The 18,610-nt window shown below is 56.8% G+C and carries 18 protein-coding genes; 9 read left to right on the forward strand and 9 right to left on the reverse strand.

All coding sequences use genetic code 11. From position 1 onward, the window contains the following. Positions 1 to 41: 41 nt before the first annotated feature. Positions 42 to 617 carry a hypothetical protein gene (locus tag AB5Y84_RS15195; protein ID WP_005351323.1) on the reverse strand — a complete coding sequence of 192 codons (576 nt, stop codon included), beginning with the start codon at positions 615 to 617 and terminating at the stop codon, positions 42 to 44. A gap of 76 nt (positions 618 to 693) precedes the next feature. On the opposite strand from AB5Y84_RS15195, the gene AB5Y84_RS15200 reads away from it, so the two are divergent. The 3 genes from AB5Y84_RS15200 to lolE all read left to right on the forward strand — a co-directional run bounded on the left by AB5Y84_RS15200 (position 694) and on the right by lolE (position 3,966). Further along, positions 694 to 1,929: a lipoprotein-releasing ABC transporter permease subunit gene (locus AB5Y84_RS15200; RefSeq protein ID WP_005345085.1), complete on the forward strand. Its 1,236-nt coding sequence runs from the start codon at positions 694 to 696 to the stop codon at positions 1,927 to 1,929. 97 nt (positions 1,930 to 2,026) lie between these two features. After that, positions 2,027 to 2,725 carry a lipoprotein-releasing ABC transporter ATP-binding protein LolD gene (gene lolD / locus AB5Y84_RS15205; protein ID WP_236272764.1) on the forward strand — a complete coding sequence of 233 codons (699 nt, stop codon included), beginning with the start codon at positions 2,027 to 2,029 and terminating at the stop codon, positions 2,723 to 2,725. Then, complete coding sequence (gene lolE, locus AB5Y84_RS15210) at positions 2,725 to 3,966, forward strand: lipoprotein-releasing ABC transporter permease subunit LolE (RefSeq protein ID WP_005345089.1); 1,242 nt, start codon at positions 2,725 to 2,727, stop codon at positions 3,964 to 3,966. Before lolD ends, lolE begins: the two co-directional genes overlap by 1 nt. 88 nt (positions 3,967 to 4,054) lie before the next feature. On the opposite strand, the gene yfbR is transcribed toward lolE, so the two are convergent. Both yfbR and AB5Y84_RS15220 read right to left on the reverse strand, forming a co-directional pair. Further along, positions 4,055 to 4,645: a 5'-deoxynucleotidase gene (gene yfbR / locus AB5Y84_RS15215; RefSeq protein WP_088869144.1), complete on the reverse strand. Its 591-nt coding sequence runs from the start codon at positions 4,643 to 4,645 to the stop codon at positions 4,055 to 4,057. Positions 4,646 to 4,737: 92 nt separating this feature from the next. Then, positions 4,738 to 5,172 carry a YccF domain-containing protein gene (locus AB5Y84_RS15220; RefSeq protein ID WP_005336982.1) on the reverse strand — a complete coding sequence of 145 codons (435 nt, stop codon included), beginning with the start codon at positions 5,170 to 5,172 and terminating at the stop codon, positions 4,738 to 4,740. Positions 5,173 to 5,613: 441 nt separating this feature from the next. Between AB5Y84_RS15220 and tig the strand changes: the two genes are divergently transcribed. The 6 genes from tig to ppiD all read left to right on the forward strand — a co-directional run bounded on the left by tig (position 5,614) and on the right by ppiD (position 14,052). Further along, on the forward strand, positions 5,614 to 6,924 hold the full coding sequence (gene tig, locus AB5Y84_RS15225) for a trigger factor (protein WP_368177285.1): 1,311 nt from the start codon (positions 5,614 to 5,616) through the stop codon (positions 6,922 to 6,924). 86 nt (positions 6,925 to 7,010) lie between these two features. Beyond that, positions 7,011 to 7,634 (forward strand): ATP-dependent Clp endopeptidase proteolytic subunit ClpP, encoded by a 624-nt coding sequence (gene clpP / locus AB5Y84_RS15230; RefSeq protein ID WP_005336979.1) that lies wholly within the window; start codon positions 7,011 to 7,013, stop codon positions 7,632 to 7,634. 70 nt (positions 7,635 to 7,704) lie between these two features. Next, the gene (clpX, locus tag AB5Y84_RS15235) at positions 7,705 to 8,979 is read left to right on the forward strand and encodes an ATP-dependent protease ATP-binding subunit ClpX (RefSeq protein ID WP_005336977.1); all 1,275 of its coding nucleotides are present in this window, start codon (positions 7,705 to 7,707) and stop codon (positions 8,977 to 8,979) included. A 141-nt stretch (positions 8,980 to 9,120) separates the two neighbouring features. Next, a complete protein-coding gene (lon, locus tag AB5Y84_RS15240) occupies positions 9,121 to 11,475 on the forward strand; it encodes an endopeptidase La (RefSeq protein ID WP_005336976.1) in 2,355 nt (784 codons plus the stop codon). A 240-nt stretch (positions 11,476 to 11,715) separates the two neighbouring features. Further along, positions 11,716 to 11,988 carry a nucleoid-associated protein HU-beta gene (hupB, locus tag AB5Y84_RS15245; RefSeq protein WP_005315375.1) on the forward strand — a complete coding sequence of 91 codons (273 nt, stop codon included), beginning with the start codon at positions 11,716 to 11,718 and terminating at the stop codon, positions 11,986 to 11,988. Between the two features lie 150 nt (positions 11,989 to 12,138). Then, positions 12,139 to 14,052, forward strand: coding sequence for a peptidylprolyl isomerase (gene ppiD / locus AB5Y84_RS15250; RefSeq protein WP_368177286.1), 1,914 nt, complete (start codon positions 12,139 to 12,141; stop codon positions 14,050 to 14,052). A 208-nt stretch (positions 14,053 to 14,260) separates the two neighbouring features. On the opposite strand, the gene AB5Y84_RS15255 is transcribed toward ppiD, so the two are convergent. The 6 genes from AB5Y84_RS15255 to AB5Y84_RS15280 form a co-directional block, all read right to left on the reverse strand. Next, positions 14,261 to 15,853, reverse strand: a complete 1,593-nt coding sequence (locus tag AB5Y84_RS15255; RefSeq protein ID WP_005336974.1) for an ABC-F family ATPase — start codon at positions 15,851 to 15,853, stop codon at positions 14,261 to 14,263. A gap of 62 nt (positions 15,854 to 15,915) precedes the next feature. Beyond that, complete coding sequence (locus tag AB5Y84_RS15260; RefSeq protein WP_368177287.1) at positions 15,916 to 16,893, reverse strand: tyrosine-type recombinase/integrase; 978 nt, start codon at positions 16,891 to 16,893, stop codon at positions 15,916 to 15,918. Next, positions 16,890 to 17,168, reverse strand: a complete 279-nt coding sequence (locus AB5Y84_RS15265; RefSeq protein WP_368177288.1) for a DUF3596 domain-containing protein — start codon at positions 17,166 to 17,168, stop codon at positions 16,890 to 16,892. Before AB5Y84_RS15265 ends, AB5Y84_RS15260 begins: the two co-directional genes overlap by 4 nt. After that, positions 17,147 to 17,281 (reverse strand): hypothetical protein, encoded by a 135-nt coding sequence (locus AB5Y84_RS15270; protein WP_258228712.1) that lies wholly within the window; start codon positions 17,279 to 17,281, stop codon positions 17,147 to 17,149. Before AB5Y84_RS15270 ends, AB5Y84_RS15265 begins: the two co-directional genes overlap by 22 nt. 5 nt (positions 17,282 to 17,286) lie before the next feature. Continuing rightward, the gene (locus AB5Y84_RS15275) at positions 17,287 to 17,718 is read right to left on the reverse strand and encodes a hypothetical protein (protein ID WP_368177289.1); all 432 of its coding nucleotides are present in this window, start codon (positions 17,716 to 17,718) and stop codon (positions 17,287 to 17,289) included. Between the two features lie 137 nt (positions 17,719 to 17,855). Beyond that, the gene (locus AB5Y84_RS15280) at positions 17,856 to 18,317 is read right to left on the reverse strand and encodes a GIY-YIG nuclease family protein (RefSeq protein WP_368177290.1); all 462 of its coding nucleotides are present in this window, start codon (positions 18,315 to 18,317) and stop codon (positions 17,856 to 17,858) included. Between the last annotated feature and the right edge of the window lie 293 nt (positions 18,318 to 18,610).

Here is an 18,610-nt window from a genome sequence, read left to right on the forward strand (position 1 = left end):
CTTTTAACGTTGACGTTATCTATCGCTGACGTTCGCTCTGGTTAGCGCTGACGTTCTTGGGCGCGCAGCTTGAGCTGCTTCGATTGTACGTGGAGGCTGGCACGAACCAGCAGTTCACGGTCATCTTCGCGGATCCGCACATAGTCGAGCTGCACATGGGTGCCATGTTCACCGCCGTCGAGTTGTTTGACCTGGCCATAGCAGTAGATGGCGGCCGCCTCTTCCCGCAGGAAAATCTTGAGGCGGACGATCTGGTGCAGGTGCGGCGCATCCCCGTGATCATGATAGGGGTGCAGGTAGGTGAGCTGGCCAGCCCCGAAGCGCAGGGTGTGAAAGCGCTGCTCCGGATGGTCCTGCAGGGAGAGCACATAGCCCATGATCATGTCGATCTTGCGGGACTGCTGATTGACGATCTCAATCAGATCGTGCATCGACTCGTTCTGGTTGCGCAGCAGGCGAGTGGTCACCAGATCGATGGAGGTAATGGCCGAAGAGATCCGAAAGGGCTCCGGCAGCTCAGCGTCCAGCTCCTCCAGAGAGGGGAGGTGGAAGTCGGCCGGCATGGGGATCACATTGACCGGCGTGGCATGAGTGACGCTGAAGAACTGTTCCTGCATGGAGGCTATCCCTTGTTGTCATGGACGGTTTCCCTTTATTATCCGGTATCTTATTTTGTTGGCAACGTACATATCCTTGAAGACCGGACTTTTTCAGCCCCTTTCGCTGGCCATCGGCCTGCGTTATGCAGGCTCGAAGCGCAGCAATCGCTTCGTCTCATTTATCTCCCTGTTCTCTACCTTTGGCATCGCCATCGGGGTTGCCGCCCTGATGGTGGTCATTTCGGTAATGAACGGTTTCGAAGGGCAGCTCAAAGGGCGCATCCTCGGGGTGATCCCTCATGTGGTGGTGACCAATCAGGCTGGCCGCATTGATGCAGACCCGCAAGGCTTGCCGGATCTGGCCAAATTACCCCATGTGGTCGCCTCGGCCCCCATGCTCGACAGCGAAGGGATGCTGCAAAGCCCCGGCCAGCTGACCGGGGTGAGTGTGCAGGGCATCGATCCTGCGAAGTGGCCCAAGGATGACATCCTGCACTCCCAGATGCTGGGTGGGCGCCTCGATACCCTGCAGGCCGGTCACTACCGCATCGTGCTGGGGCAGGGGGTGGCACGCCGCCTCAATGTCTCCATCGGCGATCAGGTTCGGCTGATCCTGACCGAAGGGACCCGCTTCACTCCGTTTGGTCGGGTACCGGCCCAGCGCCTCTTTACCGTCTCCGGTATCTTCGGGGTCGGCGCAGATGTGGATAACCAGATTGCGCTGATCGCGCTGGGGGATGCCCAGCGGCTGCTGCGCCTGCCGCCAGAAACCGTCGGTGGCATTCGCCTCTGGCTCGATGATCCGTTTGCGGCCGACGAGGTGATCAAGACACCGTTGCCGGATGGGCTGCTATGGCAGGATTGGCGCCGCGAGCGGGGCGAGCTGTTCCAGGCGGTCGCCATGGAAAAACGGATGATGGGGCTGATGCTGGTGCTGATCATCGCCGTCGCCACCTTTAACATCCTCTCCGCGCTGGTGATGGTGGTAACGGACAAGGAGGGCGAAGTGGCCATCCTGCGCACCATGGGTATGAGTGAATCAGGGATCGTCAAAATCTTCATGGTACTTGGCGCCTCCAGCGGGGTGATTGGCGCTCTGTTTGGCGGATTGGCAGGCCTTGCGCTCTCCCTTGGTCTCAACCCCCTGCTCAATGCAGTGGGGCTCAACCTCTATATGGCGGCTGGCGGCAGTGGCTTGCCGGTGATTGTCGAGCCGGCTCAGGTCATCACCATTTTGCTGGGCGCCGTGCTGCTGAGCTTCAGTGCCACCCTCTATCCGGCGGCCCGCGCTGCGCGGGTGAAACCGGCCGAGGCGCTGCGTTATGAGTAATGCCGTGAATAATACATCTTCTGTTGTTACCTCCGGTGCGAGTACCGGCGTTGTTACTGGTGCCTCTGTGGTCACTGGCGTAAGTGGAGCCCCTGTTATGAATGAAGCCGTATCCCGTGAACCTCTGCTGCGCTGCCAGGCGCTCAACCATGTCTATAAAGAGGGGGAGCTGGAGACTCAGGTGCTCAAGGGGATCGATCTCTGCGTCGCGCCCGGTGAAATGCTGGCGGTGGTGGGGAGCTCCGGCTCCGGCAAGACCACTCTGCTGCACCTGATGGGGGCGCTGGACAACCCCTCCAGTGGCGCCGTGCTGTTCAAGGGGGAGGATATACACCACTGGGATAGCCGTACCCAGGCTCGCTTTCGCAACCGCGAGCTGGGCTTTGTCTATCAGTTCCACCATCTGCTCTCCGAGTTCAGTGCGCTGGAAAATGCGGCCATGCCGCTGCTGATCGCCGGTGAGTCGGTGGCGATTGCCACCGAAAAGGCGACCAAAATGTTGGGTAGGGTAGGGCTCTCCCATCGCTTGAACCACCGTCCCTCCGAGCTTTCTGGTGGCGAACGTCAGCGGGTGGCGATCGCCCGGGCGCTGGTCAACGAACCGAGCTTGGTGCTGGCGGATGAGCCTACCGGCAATCTGGATCACGCCAGTGCCACCGCGGTGTACGAACTGCTGTGTGAACTGAATCGTGAACTGGGCACTGCGTTTGTGGTGGTGACTCACGACTTGAGCCTCGCGGCCAAGCTCCATCGCCGGGTGACCCTGGTGAGCGGCGTGATGGCGGAGGTTGCCTGATGTTCAAACCGCTGCCCCTCTTTCTGGGCCTGCGTTATAGCCGCTCCCGCCGTCGCAACGGGTTTATCGCCTTTATCTCTGCCTCTTCCCTGATCGGTATCGCCCTCGGGGTGATGGCGTTGATCCTGGGCCTCTCTGCCATGAATGGTTTCGAGCGGGAGCTCAAAGATCGGGTGCTCTCGGTCGTGCCGCAAGGTGAGCTGGACGCCGTCGAGCGGCCGTTGCCGGATTGGCCGCGTCTGCGTGACTACCTGCTGGCACAGCCGGGCGTTGAGGCGGCTGCCCCAGTCATTCGCCTCAATGGCCTGCTGGAGCATGGCTCTGCCCTCAAGGGGGTGCAACTGCGCGCCGTGCTGCCCGATCTGGAAGCCAATCTGTCGGATGCTGGCAAATACATGACGGGCCGCGGTCTGCGTGAGCTGCAACCGGGTGAACGTGGGGTGATCCTTGGCAAGACTATTGCCGACAAGCTGGGGGTCAAGGTGGGGGACTCGGTCGCCCTGCTGCTGCCGCAAGGGGGCGATCAGGCGGGGATCAAGAATCCTCGCCGTGAAGCCCTGACCGTGGTGGGGCTGCTGGAGATCGGCGGTCAGCTCGACGGCCTGCTCGGCTTTATGCATCTGGCCGATGCGCAAGCGATCACCGGCATGGGCAGCGATGTGGAGGGCTTCAGCCTGCGGGTGAGCGATGTGCTCAAGGCGCAATCCATCACCGTAGCCGCCGCGCAGCAGTTCCCTCATCACGTCTATATCCGCAGCTGGATGAACAGCCAGGGCTACCTCTATCAGGACATCCAGATGGTGCGTACCGTCATGTATGTGGTGATGCTGATGGTGGTGGCCGTCGCCTGTTTCAACATCGTCTCCACTCTGGTGATGGCGGTGAACGAGAAGCGCAGCGAGATCGCCATCCTGAAGACCATGGGGGCGAGCCCTGGCCAGATCCGGCTTACCTTCGTCATTCAGGGGATGGTCAACGGCGTGGCCGGTGCCCTGCTTGGCGCCCTGCTGGGTGGTCTGCTCTCCAGCAAGCTGACCCAGATCCTGAGCGTTGTCGAAAAGCTTATTGGCCACCGCTTCCTCAATCCGGATATCTACTTTATCGACTTCTTGCCGACCGAGTTGCATATGCAGGATCTGCTCATCGTGACGGGCGCCGCCATCCTGATGAGTCTGGTGGCGACCCTCTATCCCGCCTGGCGGGCGAGCGGTCTGGTGCCCTCCCGCGAGCTGGGTCACTGATACGCGGTATCTGACTCGCTGATAAAGAACGAAGGGCCCGCCGGTGCAAACCGGTGGGCCCTTCTGTTTTCAGATCGTGTTGCGTTGCTTAGTGCGCGTTCAGCTCATCGAGCGGTAGCGAGAAGCTGGCCACGAAGGTGTCGATAAAGTAGCGCATCTCATCGCTCATCCGGGCCTCCAGCATGGCTTCGAGGCGCTTGCGAGCCGGTTCGAACTCCCGGTTGCCCGCGTTGATCTCCTCCAGACACTTGGTATAGGCGCAGAGGGTGTCGGCATCCTTGACCAGCCTGGCCAGCTCGTCATCCTGGGCTGCCGAATCGAGCAGGGGGCGAAAGTCCTCCACCAGTTCCGGCGGCAGCATGCCAAGCAGACGCTGCTCGGCGGCCAGTTCTATCTTCTTGTACTCGCGGGCAATTTCGGGGTTGAAGTATTTGACCGGGGTAGGCAGATCGCCGGTCAGCACCTCACTGCTGTCGTGGTAGAGGGCCATCACGGCGGCGCGGTCGGCATTCACGCTGCCGTCAAACAGCCGGTTTTTGATGATGCCGAGGGCATGGGCCACCATGGCGACCTGCAGGCTGTGCTCGGCGATGTTTTCCGGCTGGATGTTGCGCATCAGGGGCCAGCGGTAGATGAGTTTCATGCGGGCGAGATTGGCGAAAAAGTGGCTGGGTAACATGACGGCCTCAACAAAAGAGAATAGAAAAGGGCAGACCCTAGTCTGCCCTTTTTTTCGTTGCAGGGCAGCGTCTGCCCGCGCATTTCCCGTGTTTAGCGGATATAGCGGCCCGATTCCGCCTCCTGGTTGGTCACTATCATCTGGCCGATGGGCGCCAGACTGATGAGTGCCAGCTTGAGGTGCTGGATACCGAACGGGATACCGATAATGGTCACGAAGCAGGCCAGCGCGGAAGCGATGTGGCCGATGGCCAGCCAGACGCCGATCAGCACAAACCAGAGGATGTTGCCAATCAGCCCCAGAGTGCCGGTGCCGATATCGCTCTGGCCGGTCATGGTCTTGCGATTGACCGCCTGCTTGCCAAACGGGAAGAAGGTAAAGGTGCCGATCACGAAGCAGGCTCGTCCCCAGGGGATGCCGACCAGCGAGATAAAGCAGACAAGACCGGCCAGCCACCAGGCCAGGCCCATAAAGACACCTCCCAGTACAAACCAGAGCAGATTGAACAAGAAGCGGAAAAAGGCCATGTGAGTGACTCCAGATCATCAATTTGGTTGCCACCATAACGAGGGAGGGGTAGGGACGCAATGGTTGATTGGTCCAATCGCCATTTGGCTGGTCAAATTGAGTCGCCGCCCGCAACGGTGGGCTGTTTTTCGGCGAAAGATGGGTAATAAAGCGGCGTTCGGATGAAAAAAGGTGAGCAAACGCAAAATTATTGCCATCGGATAGTTGAAGTCGGGCACCTCTCTCCCCATATAAAGGGCAGTTTTGCACGAATTGTGCTTGCACGCCGCTCAATGTGGGGGATGTGTAGCTCGACTCGACCAAAGTGCGCCGCTATAATGCCGCGTCATATTTTCTCATCACAAAGACATATCGTTGTCTTTATAAACAGGAAGACTCCGGGCTTTGCCCAGGGGCAATAAAGGGTCAGCACACAGTGCTGAGTTGAACGAGGTAGAAGAATGCAAGTTTCTGTAGAGACAACCCAGGGTCTGGAACGCCGTCTTACCATCACTGTACCGGCCGCTACCGTAGACGCCGCTGTGCGTAAAGAATTGAATGGCCTGGCCAAAACTCGTCGCATCGACGGTTTCCGTCCTGGCAAGGCTCCGGTTGCCATCATCAAGAAGATGTTCGGCGCCATGGCTCACGCCCGCGTTGCTGATGAAATGATGCAGAGCAACTTCATCAAAGCCATCATCGAAAACAAACTGAGCCCGGCCGGTGCCCCGACCATGGATCCGAAAGAGATCAAAGAAGGTCAGGATTTCGAATTCACCGCCACTTTCGAAGTGTATCCGGAGTTCGAAGTTGCAGGTCTCGAGACCATCAAGGTCGAGAAGCCGGTTGCGACCGTGAAGGATGAAGATCTGGCCAACATGATCGACACCCTGCGCAAGCAGCACGCTACCTGGGCTGATGCCGATGTTGCCGCTGCCAATGGCATGCGTGTGACCATGGACTTCGTTGGTTCCATCGACGGTGAAGAGTTCGACGGCGGCAAAGCTGAAGGCTTCAACCTGGTGCTGGGCGCTGGCCGCATGATCCCGGGCTTCGAAGACGCCATCATGGGCAAGAAAGCGGGCGACGAGTTCACCATCGAAGTGACCTTCCCGGCTGACTACCACGCTGAAAACCTGAAAGGCAAAGAAGCCAAGTTCGCTTCCAAGCTGATCAAGGTTGAAGAGCAGATCCTGCCTGAGCTGACCGAAGAGTTCGTGAAGCGTTTCGGTATCGAAAGCGGTTCTGTTGAAGAGCTGAAAGCCGAAGTGCGCAAGAACATGGAGCGCGAACTGGCTCAAGCCCTGAAAAACAGCGTGAAAGAGCAGGTTCTGAACGGTCTGGTTGAAGCCAACCAAATCGACCTGCCGAAAGCTGCCGTTGCTCAAGAGATCGACGCACTGCGTCAGCAGGCTCTGCAGCGCTTCGGTGGCTTCCAGGGCGGCAACGCTCCCGAGCTGCCGGCTGAACTGTTCCAGGCTCAAGCCGAGCGTCGTGTACGCGTAGGCCTGCTGCTGGGTGACGTGATCCGCACCAACGAGATCAAGGCTGACGATGCCCGCGTAACCAGCATCATCGAGTCCATGGCGACTGCCTACGAAGATCCGAAGGAAGTGATCGAGTACTACCAGAAGAACGAACAGATGCTGAACGGCGTTCGTAACCTGGCAGTAGAAGATCAAGCTATCGACCTGATCCTGTCCAAAGCGCAAGTGACCGAAAAAGAAGTTGCCTTTGACGAAGTGATCAACAAGTCTGGCGCCGCTGCCTAAGAACATTTGACTTAAGGTCAAGACTGTTAAGTATAATGGCTCGTGTGATCTCCACTCGGGCCATTTTATTTTAGGGACAATGCCTTATGTACAAGAACTATAACGATATGACCGATTCTCCCAGCAATGCGCTGGTCCCCATCGTGGTCGAACAGACTGCCAAGGGTGAACGTTCCTACGATATTTACTCCCGTCTGCTGAAAGAGCGGGTGATCTTCCTGACTGGTCAGGTTGAAGATCACATGGCCAATCTGGTGGTTGCCCAGCTGCTGTTCCTCGAGTCCGAGAATCCGGACAAGGACATCTATATCTACATCAACTCGCCGGGTGGTTCGGTGACTGCGGGCATGTCCATCTACGACACCATGCAGTTCATCAAGCCGGATGTCAGCACCGTCTGCATGGGGCAGGCCTGCTCCATGGGTGCCTTCCTGCTGGCCGGTGGCGCCAAGGGCAAGCGTTTCTGCCTGCCTAACGCCCGTGTGATGATCCACCAGCCGCTGGGTGGCTTCCAGGGTCAGGCATCTGATATCCAGATCCACGCCCAGGAGATCCTGAAGATCAAAAATACCCTGAACGAGCGCCTGGCGTTCCACACCGGTCAGGACATGGCTACCATCGAGCGTGACACCGATCGTGACAACTTCATGTCCGCCGAGCAGGCCGTGGCCTATGGTCTGGTTGACGGTGTCCTGAGCCAGCGTAGCTGAGCAGGGTGTCCCGGTCTGTTGTAAACTCAACAGGCCGATCCATCCTCTATTGATAAAACGAGGTTGCTGAATGACAGAGAAACGCAAGGGTGAGGGTGATAAGCTGCTCTACTGCTCTTTTTGCGGCAAAAGCCAGCATGAAGTGCGCAAGCTGATCGCTGGCCCTTCCGTCTACATATGTGATGAGTGCGTCGAGCTGTGCAACGACATCATCCGCGAAGAGATCCGCGAGATCTCGCCCAAGCGCGATGGTAACGAGCTGCCGACCCCTCATCAGATCCGCGCTCATCTCGATGACTATGTGATCGGGCAGGAGTACGCCAAGAAGGTGTTGGCCGTTGCCGTCTACAACCACTACAAGCGTCTGCGCAACAGCGGCGAAAACAGTGGTGTTGAGCTCGGCAAATCCAACATCCTGCTGATTGGCCCGACCGGTAGCGGCAAGACCCTGCTGGCCGAGACTCTGGCTCGTCTGCTGGATGTGCCGTTCACCATGGCCGATGCGACCACCCTGACCGAAGCCGGTTATGTGGGCGAGGACGTGGAGAACATCATCCAGAAGCTGTTGCAAAAGTGCGACTACGACGTGGAGAAGGCCCAGCGTGGCATCGTTTACATCGACGAGATCGACAAGATCTCCCGCAAGTCGGACAACCCCTCCATCACCCGTGATGTCTCCGGGGAAGGGGTACAGCAGGCACTGCTCAAGCTGATCGAAGGGACCATCGCTTCCGTGCCGCCGCAAGGTGGTCGCAAGCATCCGCAGCAGGAGTTCTTGCAGGTTGATACCTCCAAGATCCTCTTTATCTGTGGCGGTGCCTTTGCCGGTCTGGACAAGGTGATCGAGCAGCGTTCCGTGAAGGGAACCGGTATCGGTTTTGGCGCCGAGGTGAAATCCAAGGATGCCAAGGCCACCCTGAGCGAGACCTTCGCCAAGGTAGAGCCGGAAGATCTGATCAAGTATGGTCTGATCCCCGAATTCATCGGCCGTCTGCCGGTGGTCGCGACCCTGACCGAGCTGGACGAGTCTGCCCTTATCCAGATCCTGAAAGAGCCGAAAAACGCGCTGACCAAACAGTACGCTGCGTTGTTCGATCTGGAAGGGGTTGAGCTCGAGTTCCGTGACGACGCACTCAACGCCATTGCCCGCAAGGCGATGGAGCGTAAAACCGGTGCTCGTGGTCTGCGTTCCATCGTGGAAGCCGTGCTGCTGGATACCATGTATGACCTGCCTTCTCTGGAAGGGGTCAGCAAGGTGGTGATCGACGAGACCGTGATCAAAGGGGACTCTGCGCCCTTGATGATCTACGAGAATCCCGAAACCCAGGCAGCTGCATCAGAGTAAATGTCTGATTTTTAATCAAATGGAAGGGGCTTTTTGCCCCTTTCATGCTTTTTACGGTTTCGGCGATTGAATCTCATCTCAGCGCCCCCATATACTCAGCCAAGCGCTTTGCCAACGGTATAACAAGCCGAGAGGACATATATGAACCTAGAGCGTTCAGAACGCATCGAGATTCCCGTCCTGCCTCTTCGTGACGTGGTGGTTTATCCCCACATGGTCATTCCACTCTTTGTGGGGCGGGAAAAATCCATTCGCTGTCTGGAAGCGGCCATGGAGCAGGACAAGAAAGTTCTGCTGGTGGCCCAGAAGGATGCGTCAACCGATGAGCCAACGGTGGAGGAGATCTTCACCGTCGGGACAGTGGCCAATATTCTGCAGATGCTCAAGCTGCCGGACGGCACCGTCAAGGTGCTGGTAGAGGGGGGACAGCGTGCCCGCCTGGAGCGGATGATTGACGACAAGGATTTCTTTGTCTGCGAGGCCCAGTACATCCCCTCCCAAGCCATTGAGGAGAAGGATCAGGAAGTACTGGTTCGCTCCGCCATCGGCCAGTTTGAAGGCTATATCAAGCTCAACAAGAAGATCCCGCCCGAGGTACTGACCTCGATCTCGGCGATCGACGATGCTGCGCGTCTGGCTGACACCATGGCGGCCCACATGCCGCTCAAGCTGGAAGACAAGCAGAAGGTGCTGGAGATCGTCTCGGTCTCCGAGCGCATCGAATTCCTGATGGCGATGATGGAGTCGGAAATTGACCTGCTGCAGGTCGAGAAGCGCATCCGTACTCGCGTCAAGAAGCAGATGGAAAAGAGCCAGCGCGAGTATTACCTCAACGAGCAGATGAAGGCCATCCAGAAAGAGCTGGGTGAGCTGGAAGATAGCCCGGATGAGTTTGAAGCCCTCAATCGTAAGATTGAAGAGGCTGGCATGCCGGAAGATGCCCGTGAAAAGGCCCAGGCCGAGCTTGCCAAGCTGAAGATGATGTCTCCCATGTCCGCCGAGGCTACCGTGGTTCGCAGCTATGTGGACTGGATGGTACAGGTGCCCTGGAAGGCGCGCTCCAAGGTCAAAAAAGACCTTGGCAAGGCGCAAGAGGTGCTGGATGCCGATCACTATGGCCTCGAGAAGGTCAAGGATCGCATCCTCGAATATCTGGCGGTACAGGCACGGGTGAACAAGCTCAAGGGCCCCATCCTCTGTCTGGTTGGGCCTCCCGGTGTGGGCAAGACCTCGCTGGGCCAATCCATCGCCAAGGCGACAGGCCGCAAATATGTGCGGATGGCCTTGGGTGGGGTGCGTGACGAAGCGGAGATCCGCGGTCACCGCCGTACCTATATCGGTTCCATGCCCGGCAAACTCATCCAGAAGATGGCGAAAGTCGGCGTGAAGAACCCGCTGTTCCTGCTCGACGAGATCGACAAGATGAGCTCGGACATGCGTGGCGATCCCGCATCCGCCTTGCTGGAAGTGCTGGATCCGGAACAGAACAACAGCTTCAACGATCACTATCTGGAAGTGGATTATGACCTGTCGGACGTGATGTTCGTGGCTACTTCCAACTCCATGAACATCCCGGGCCCCTTGCTGGACCGGATGGAAGTGATCCGCCTCTCCGGTTACACCGAAGATGAGAAGCTCAACATTGCCAAGCAGCATCTGGTTGCCAAGCAGATCCAGCGCAATGGCCTGAAAGAGTCCGAGATCACCATCGAAGATTCTGCCCTGGTTGGAGTGATCCGTTACTACACCCGCGAGGCGGGGGTGCGGAGTCTGGAGCGCGAGATCTCCAAGATTTGTCGCAAGGCGGTCAAGCGTATCCTGCTGGACAAGAGCATCAAGCATGTTCAGGTCAATCAGGAGAACCTCAAGGAGTTCCTCGGGGTGCAGCGTTTCGATTACGGCAAGGCCACCGACCAGAATCAAGTGGGTCAGGTGTGTGGTCTGGCGTGGACCGAAGTGGGGGGCGACCTGCTCACCATCGAGACCACCAACATGCCGGGCAAGGGTAAGCTCACTTATACCGGTTCTCTCGGTGACGTGATGCAGGAGTCCATCCAGGCGGCCATGACGGTCGTACGAGCCCGTGCCGAGAAGCTGCGCATCAACGCCGACTTCTACGAGAAGCGCGATATCCACGTGCACGTACCGGAAGGGGCAACCCCGAAAGATGGTCCGAGCGCCGGTATCGCCATGTGTACCGCCCTGGTCTCCAGCTTGACCGGTAATCCGGTTCGTGCTGATGTGGCGATGACAGGGGAGATCACCTTGCGCGGCGAAGTGCTGCCCATCGGTGGTCTCAAGGAGAAGTTGCTGGCAGCCCACCGTGGCGGCATCAAGCGAGTGCTTATTCCGAAAGAGAACGAGCGTGACCTTGAGGAGATCCCGGCAAACGTCAAACAAGACCTTGAAATTTATCCGGTTCGCTGGATTGACGAGGTGCTGGAATTGGCGTTGCAGGACAATCCACAGGGGTTTGAGCGCGTTTCTGTCGTGTAAATGTTGATGCGCCGCAAATTTGGCGCATTCGGCGGGTGGTTAAGGCTTGCATGCGCCCGATAACGGAAGTAGCCTTGACCACCGATCGGGTACTCGTGATGAGTCGCAATGCGTTGTGTGGCGCGGGTTTGCGCCAGATTGTCACTTGCAACTGATCAGGAGGCTTGCTATAAAACCTCCACTTGTTGTGGCCAGGGAAATCAGCGCCGCAGCGGTGTTCGATAAAAGGGGAATATAAGAGTGAATAAATCTCAACTGATTGACAAGATTGCAGACGGTGCCGATATCTCCAAAGCTGCCGCTGGCCGTGCGTTGGATGCCTTCATTGATGCTGTTGGTGAAGCGCTGAAAGAGGGCGACCAGGTTGCTCTGGTTGGTTTCGGTACTTTCGCTGTACGCGAGCGTGCTGCCCGTTCAGGCCGTAACCCGCAGACTGGCGCGACCATCGAAATCGCTGCTGGTAAAGTTCCTGCCTTCAAAGCCGGTAAGGCCCTGAAAGACGCTGTTAACTAAGTCGGTCGCTGATATCCGTCGGCTACCGTCCTTGGTCGCAGACCAGACAAGTTAGAGAGTCTTCTCTCATACTGATTGACCAAGGCGCATCGCAATCGGTGCGCCTTTTTATTGTTTACGCCCATCGAGTTCGGGAGCATAAGTACAAACATGATGTTGGATAAACTACGCGAAGGGGCGCAGGGCAAGGTAGCCAAGGTTATCTTGGGCCTGATCATCCTCTCCTTTGCCTTGGCTGGTGTAGGTAGTTACCTGAACGGCCCGGCCCGTACCGCCCCCGCCACCGTCAATGGCACCGAGATCAGTGCTGCGGCACTGGAAAATGCCTACCGTAACGAGCGCGCCCGCATGGAATCCCAGATGGGAGAGGCATTCAGCCAGCTGGCCGCGAACCCCGATTACATGAAACAGTTCCGTCGCGGTGTGCTGGATCGCCTGATCGATCAGGCGCTGCTGGACAGCAAGGCCCGTGAACTGGGTCTGCGCATCAGCGATGAACAGATCAAGCAAGCCATCGTGGCCATGCCGGAGTTTGCCGAGAACGGCAAGTTCAACAATGACCGCTATCTGCAACTGATCCGTCGTGCCGGCATGACTCCTGAAATGTTCCGTGACTCCCTGCGTCAGGACATGGTGCGTCAACAGTTGATGAGCGCCCTGCTGGGCACCGAATTCTCCCTCAAGGGTGAAGCGGAGCAGCTCGACAAGCTCTACAACCAGACTCGCGATCTGCGTCTGGTACGTCTGGCTGCCGCCAACTACATGGCTGATGTTCAGGTCTCCGACAACGAGCTGGAGCAGTACTACAAGACCAATGGCGCCCGTTTCATGAACGACGAGCAGGTCAAGGTCGACTATCTGCTGCTGGACGCCGCCAACCTCGCCAAGGATATCAAGGTCACCGAGCAGGATGCCCAGGATTACTACGATCAGCACCAGGATCTGTTCCAGCGTGCCGAGCGTCGCCATGTGGCTCATATCCTGATCCCGTTTGGCAAGGATGAGAAAGCGGCCGAACAGAAAGCAGAAGCCGTGCTGGCCAAAGCCAAGGCGGGTGATGATTTTGCTGCGCTGGCCAAGGCTGACTCTTCCGATACCTTCTCTGCCAAAAAAGGCGGCGAGCTGGACTGGTTCGAGAAAGGGGTGATGGATCCGGCCTTCGAGAAAGCCGCGTTCGCCCTGAACAAGGCTGGCGATCTCTCCGGCGTGGTGAAGAGCCCGTTCGGTTTCCACATCATCAAGCTGCTGGGGGTTGAAGCAGCCCAGACCAAGCCGTTTGCCGATGTGAAAGAAGAGACCATCACTCGTCTGCAAGCTGACAAGGCCAAGGAGAAATTCTTCGCCGAGCAGCAGAAGATGGCTGACAACAGCTTCGAAAACCCGGACTCGCTGGACCTGACCGCTGATGCCATGGGGATGAAGGTTCAATCTTCCGATTTCTTCACCCAAGCGACTGCTCCGGCTCCGCTGAACGATCCCAAGGTGCTCTCCGTAGCGTTCTCCGAACAGCTGCGCGATGACAACACCAACTCCGACGTGATCGAGCTGGCTGACGGCAAGGCGCTGGTGCTGCACATCACTGGTCACAAGCCCAAAGCGGTCAAGCCGCTGGCCGAGGTGAAAGAGCAGGTGATTGCCGCCATCAAGCATGACAAGGCTAGCGAAGTGGCCCGTGGCAAGGCCCAGGGCCTGCTGGACAAGCTGAAGGTCGGTGAGAGCATCACAGCCGATCTGACTGCACTCGGTCTGAAAGTGGAGACCCACAAAGGGGTTGCCCGCTTCGATCGCGAGCTTGATCAGAACCTGATTGCCCAGGCGTTCACGCTGCCCCATCCGATCGACGGCAAGCCGAGCGTGGCTCTGGTTGCCGAGACCAATGGTGACCGCGTTGTGGTTGCGCTGGACAAGGTCAACGTCCCTGCCGCCGCATCCGGTATGGCTGCCATGCTGCAAGCTCAGCTGGGTCAGGGCAAAGCCCAGGTGGATTACAAGTCTCTGATCGACGAGCTGCGTAAAGTGGCCAAGATCGAGTACTTCACCAGTGTGGAAGCGACCGTCGAGTAATCGGCACTGCGCACCCCATTGAAAACGGCTCCGTGATGGAGCCGTTTTTTTATCTGTGGGCAAGAGGGGGATATTTAAGCTCTGCTCTCTACTCTGTGGCGTGCAGTCACACCACTGTTATACGCCATATCAGTCGTCCAAATACGGGATATAAAAAAACCGGCACCTGAGTGCCGGTTTTGCATTGCGCACTTGCGCAGGAGCGGGGTTATACCACGCCCTGGGTGCGCAGGTAATCCTCGTAGGTGCCGCCGAAGTCGCGGATACCATCTTCGCTCAGCTCCAGAATTCGGGTCGCCAGAGAGGAGACGAATTCGCGGTCGTGGGAGACGAAGATCAGGGTGCCCTTATACATCTCGAGTGCCAGGTTCAAGGATTCGATAGATTCCATGTCCAGGTGGTTGGTCGGCTCATCCATGATCAGGATGTTGGGGCGCTGCATCATCAGCTTGCCGAACAGCATGCGGCCCTGTTCACCACCGGAGAGCACCTTAACCGGCTTCTTGATGTCGTCCTGGGAGAAGAGCAGACGACCCAATACGGAGCGCACAGCCTGCTCGTCTTCGTTATCCTGTTTCCACTGGGCCATCCAGTCGAACACGTTGAGATCGGTGTCGAAATCTTCGGCGTGATCCTGGGCGTAGTAACCGATCTGGGCATTCTCGGACCACTTGATGGTGCCGGTATCCGGTGCCAAATCGCCGACCAGCGTCTTGATCAGGGTCGATTTACCGATACCGTTGGTACCCAGAATGGCAACCTTCTCACCCACTTCCAGCATCATGTTGAGGCCCTTGAACAGGGGCGCCTCGCCATAACCTTTGGACAGGCCTTCGATCTCCAGAATGTTGCGGTAGAGCTTCTTCTCCTGCTCGAAGCGGATGAAGGGGTTCTGACGGCTGGAGACCTTCACTTCCTCAATTTTGATCTTGTCGATCTGCTTGAGGCGGGAGGTCGCCTGGCTGGACTTGGAGGCGTTGGCACTGAAACGGGAGACGAAGGATTGCAGATCGGCGATCTGGGCCTTCTTCTTGGCGTTGTCGGCCAGCAGACGCTCGCGTGCCTGAGTGGCGGCCAGCATGTAGTCATCGTAGTTGCCCGGGTAGACGCGCAGCTCGCCGTAGTCCAGATCCGCCATGTGGGTACAGACGGAGTTCAGGAAGTGACGGTCGTGAGAGATGATGATCATGGTGCTTTCACGTTCGTTGAGCACCTGCTCCAGCCAGCGAATGGTGTTGATATCCAGGTTGTTGGTCGGTTCGTCCAGCAGCAGGATGTCAGGGTTGGAGAAGAGGGCCTGTGCCAGCAGCACCCGCAGTTTCCAGCCCGGGGCCACTTCGCTCATCGGGCCGTTGTGCTGCTCGATGGGAATACCGGCACCCAGCAGCAGTTCACCTGCGCGGGACTCGGCGGTATAGCCGTCATACTCGGCGACCAGACCTTCCAGCTCGGCGGCCTTCATGTAGTCGTCGTCGGTGGCTTCGAGGTTGGCGTAGATGGCATCGCGCTCGGCGATGGCCGCCCACAGCTCGGTGTGACCCATCATGACCACGTCCAGTACACGCATATCTTCGTAGGCGAACTGATCCTGACGCAGCTTACCGATGCGCTCGTTGACGTCCAGGCTCACATTACCGCCAGTGGGCTCCAGATCACCGCCGAGGATCTTCATAAAGGTGGACTTGCCACAGCCGTTGGCGCCGATAAGGCCATAGCGGTTGCCGCCGCCAAACTTGACGTTGATGTTCTCAAACAGCGGCTTGGCGCCGAACTGCATGGTGATGTTGTTGCTACTAAGCATAGTGTGTTAAAAAATTCCTTAATTATCAGCGCATTGCTGCACTGGTTGAAAACTCTGGGGCGCTATTGGGGCAAATGCCCATTTTTTTGCATCGAACTCCAGATCGACTCGACCTCACTTTGACTGGCCGACTCAATCCATTTTCCATAGACCTCTTGCAACATTTTTGCAGAGTTGTGACCCATCTGTTCAGCTATGAACGCAAGGTTTCCGTGAGCGGTGATGTTCCAACTGGCATAGGTATGCCTCAGTTGATAGGCCCTGCGATAACGAACCCCAGATTTCTTGATTGCTGCCTGCCATGGGGCCACCAGGAAGACACCAGAGTAAAAAGGCGGCCTGTCCGGCACAACTTTGGTTGGTCGGAATACGGGGCGCAATGTTTGGCGCACGATCATGCCACCTGGTAGGTGCATGTCAATCTCTGCGTCCAAAAGTGCCCCAGTTATCTTGAATTGATCCTGCAGAGCGCTTAGGGCCGGGGGCAAAAGGTGAACTGTTCTTGTCTTGTTTGTCTTCGGGAGCTTGAACTGCATCTTTTGCTGAGTGAGGTTTCTGCGAACATGCAGGAGCTTATTTTCAAAATCGATGTCGCCCCAGCTCAGAGCTCTCAGCTCACCAGGGCGGATCCCTGTGTAGGCGAGAACCAGCAATATGTTCTTAAACTGCTGGTTGGTTGTTACATCTAGCAGCCTTTGGAACTCCCAATGCTCGAAAGGATCCGCGCTCTTCTCGGTGGTCAGTCTGGCAGCTGCCACACGCACGTCAAACTCTCGCTCTATCAGCTCATTTCGCGCAGCCCAACCCAACAGGTTTCCGGCATGGCCAAGATAGGTTCTCACGGTTCTTGGCTTGCAGTCTGTGAGCAAGTGGTTACGCAGCCTTTCAATATGCATAGGCAGCAAGTCAGCTATTGGCAAATCTCTGCCGAGAAACTCGGTCATCCTTTTGAACGCGCTTCGATATGAGCGCTTTGTCGATATGCCTACCGTTGGCCCCGCGCTCTCAACGAAGGCGGCGGCTGCTTCTGAAAGCGTCATTCTGGTGGTTGCGCGCACACCCAGGCGGGCCAGCGCTTTGGAGTTGGGGAAGTGCTTTGCATATCAAAGCTGCCAAGCGCAATCTCGTGCTTGATCGCAGCGAGCTTGTTAGTCGCGAATTTGACGTTTGCCTTGGTGATGGGGATGTCCAACACCTCTCTACACCGGCGCCCCTTATAGCTGAAACAGATCCGGAGCTTGTTGCCGTGCACTTCAACGCCAGTCAGCCCGGCAACCAGAGAGGCTTGGTTATCTATTGCGCTGACTCGACCCATTTGTCGTACTCCTCGATGCTGTAGCGAACCTGACCATCAGGACCATATTTCCAGATTATTCCTTCCGGCCACTCCCCCTTAAGGCGGCGCCCCTCTGCTGCCTTTTCGGTCATACCTGTCAGCGCTTCAAAAAGACGTGGCCTTGCCCATCTTGCGCACGGGTAGATGTAATTTCCTTGCATGTGGTCCTCGCGGTTAAAAGAGACTCGAGCCGGTGACGCCCGAGCTGGTTGTAGTAAAAGGTTTGAACTTGCTTGCGGGAGTTGGCCGCCTGGTCAAGGCGGTATTCCCCCAGTTCGGTGGTTTTCAGGTTGTGCTGGTTGGCCAGCCTGCCGATGGCTTGCGCGCTCACCCCCAGCTCCTTGCCCAGTTCGGTGGCGCTCCAGAGCTGGCCAGCAACCCGGGGCGCTTCGATAGGCAGATCGAAGTGCGCCAGGATACGGCCGATCTCGGCGAGCTTGGCCGATTGGGACAGGGTGGGGGAGAGTACGGTATTAACCAGATCGTCCAGCAGTTGGCTGCTCTGGTCGATGAGTTGTAGCTGTTGCATGGCGTGGCCCTCCTGTCCTTGAGGATGGGGCGCCAATGGGATTGAAGGAAGGGCCGCTAATCCTTAGGTTCATAAATAACCATGGCAACGGCCGAGCCTGAAAAGATGCTTATTTTAACTGGTAGGCAGTGTCGTAATTAATTATTATTAAGAGTGTTCATTATAAACTGACAAAATGGATCTTCGTAGGGCTTTGGATTAAATTTCATTAAGATGTCGTCTTGATATAACTTACAAAGCTCGTTCACCTGATTTGAATATAAATAAGGCTCCTGCCCGCAGATTTCATTCAACATGCTATCAATGAGATATTCGGCTATGTTCGCATCCATATTAAACCATTCAGTCTGACCTCCATGAATATTTTTCATTCTTTTTTCTTGAAAAGCTCTGTGGCACTCAGCCTCTATCTTACTGATTTCTCCAAAATGTTCTGGTATGTGGTAAGCGACATGAATTGATAGACCTGGATCTGCAGTAAGTAAATGTCTATATCGACTAAGTACATTCCCCCTAGTATACCCAATCTTGCAGCGGGTGTAGTTTGACGAGGTTATTAAGATGTATATCCAGTTTCCTGGAAAGGCAAGTGTGCTCATGTTGGGCTCCTTTGGTATAAATTTGGTAACACATTATCTTTGACTATTTAGTCACGTAAATGAACCATACACGCCCCAGTCGTAGTAATCAAAAAGATTGAAAATGTTAGGCTGATGAATATGCGTTGATGTAATCAAACTCCCCATCACGCTCATCCGTCGGCACGATAAAGCTGGCGTTATCGAACTTGATGCAGGCGAACTCCAGTTGCTTGAAGTCCTCACACTTCGGCCTATGGGGGCTCGGCGGAAATCGCCCGCCGAGCGTTTCGGATAGGTCGCGCGCCATTGTC

It is taken from the genome of Aeromonas sp. s11, assembly GCF_040907945.1.
GTDB classification, from domain to species: domain Bacteria; phylum Pseudomonadota; class Gammaproteobacteria; order Enterobacterales; family Aeromonadaceae; genus Aeromonas; species Aeromonas veronii.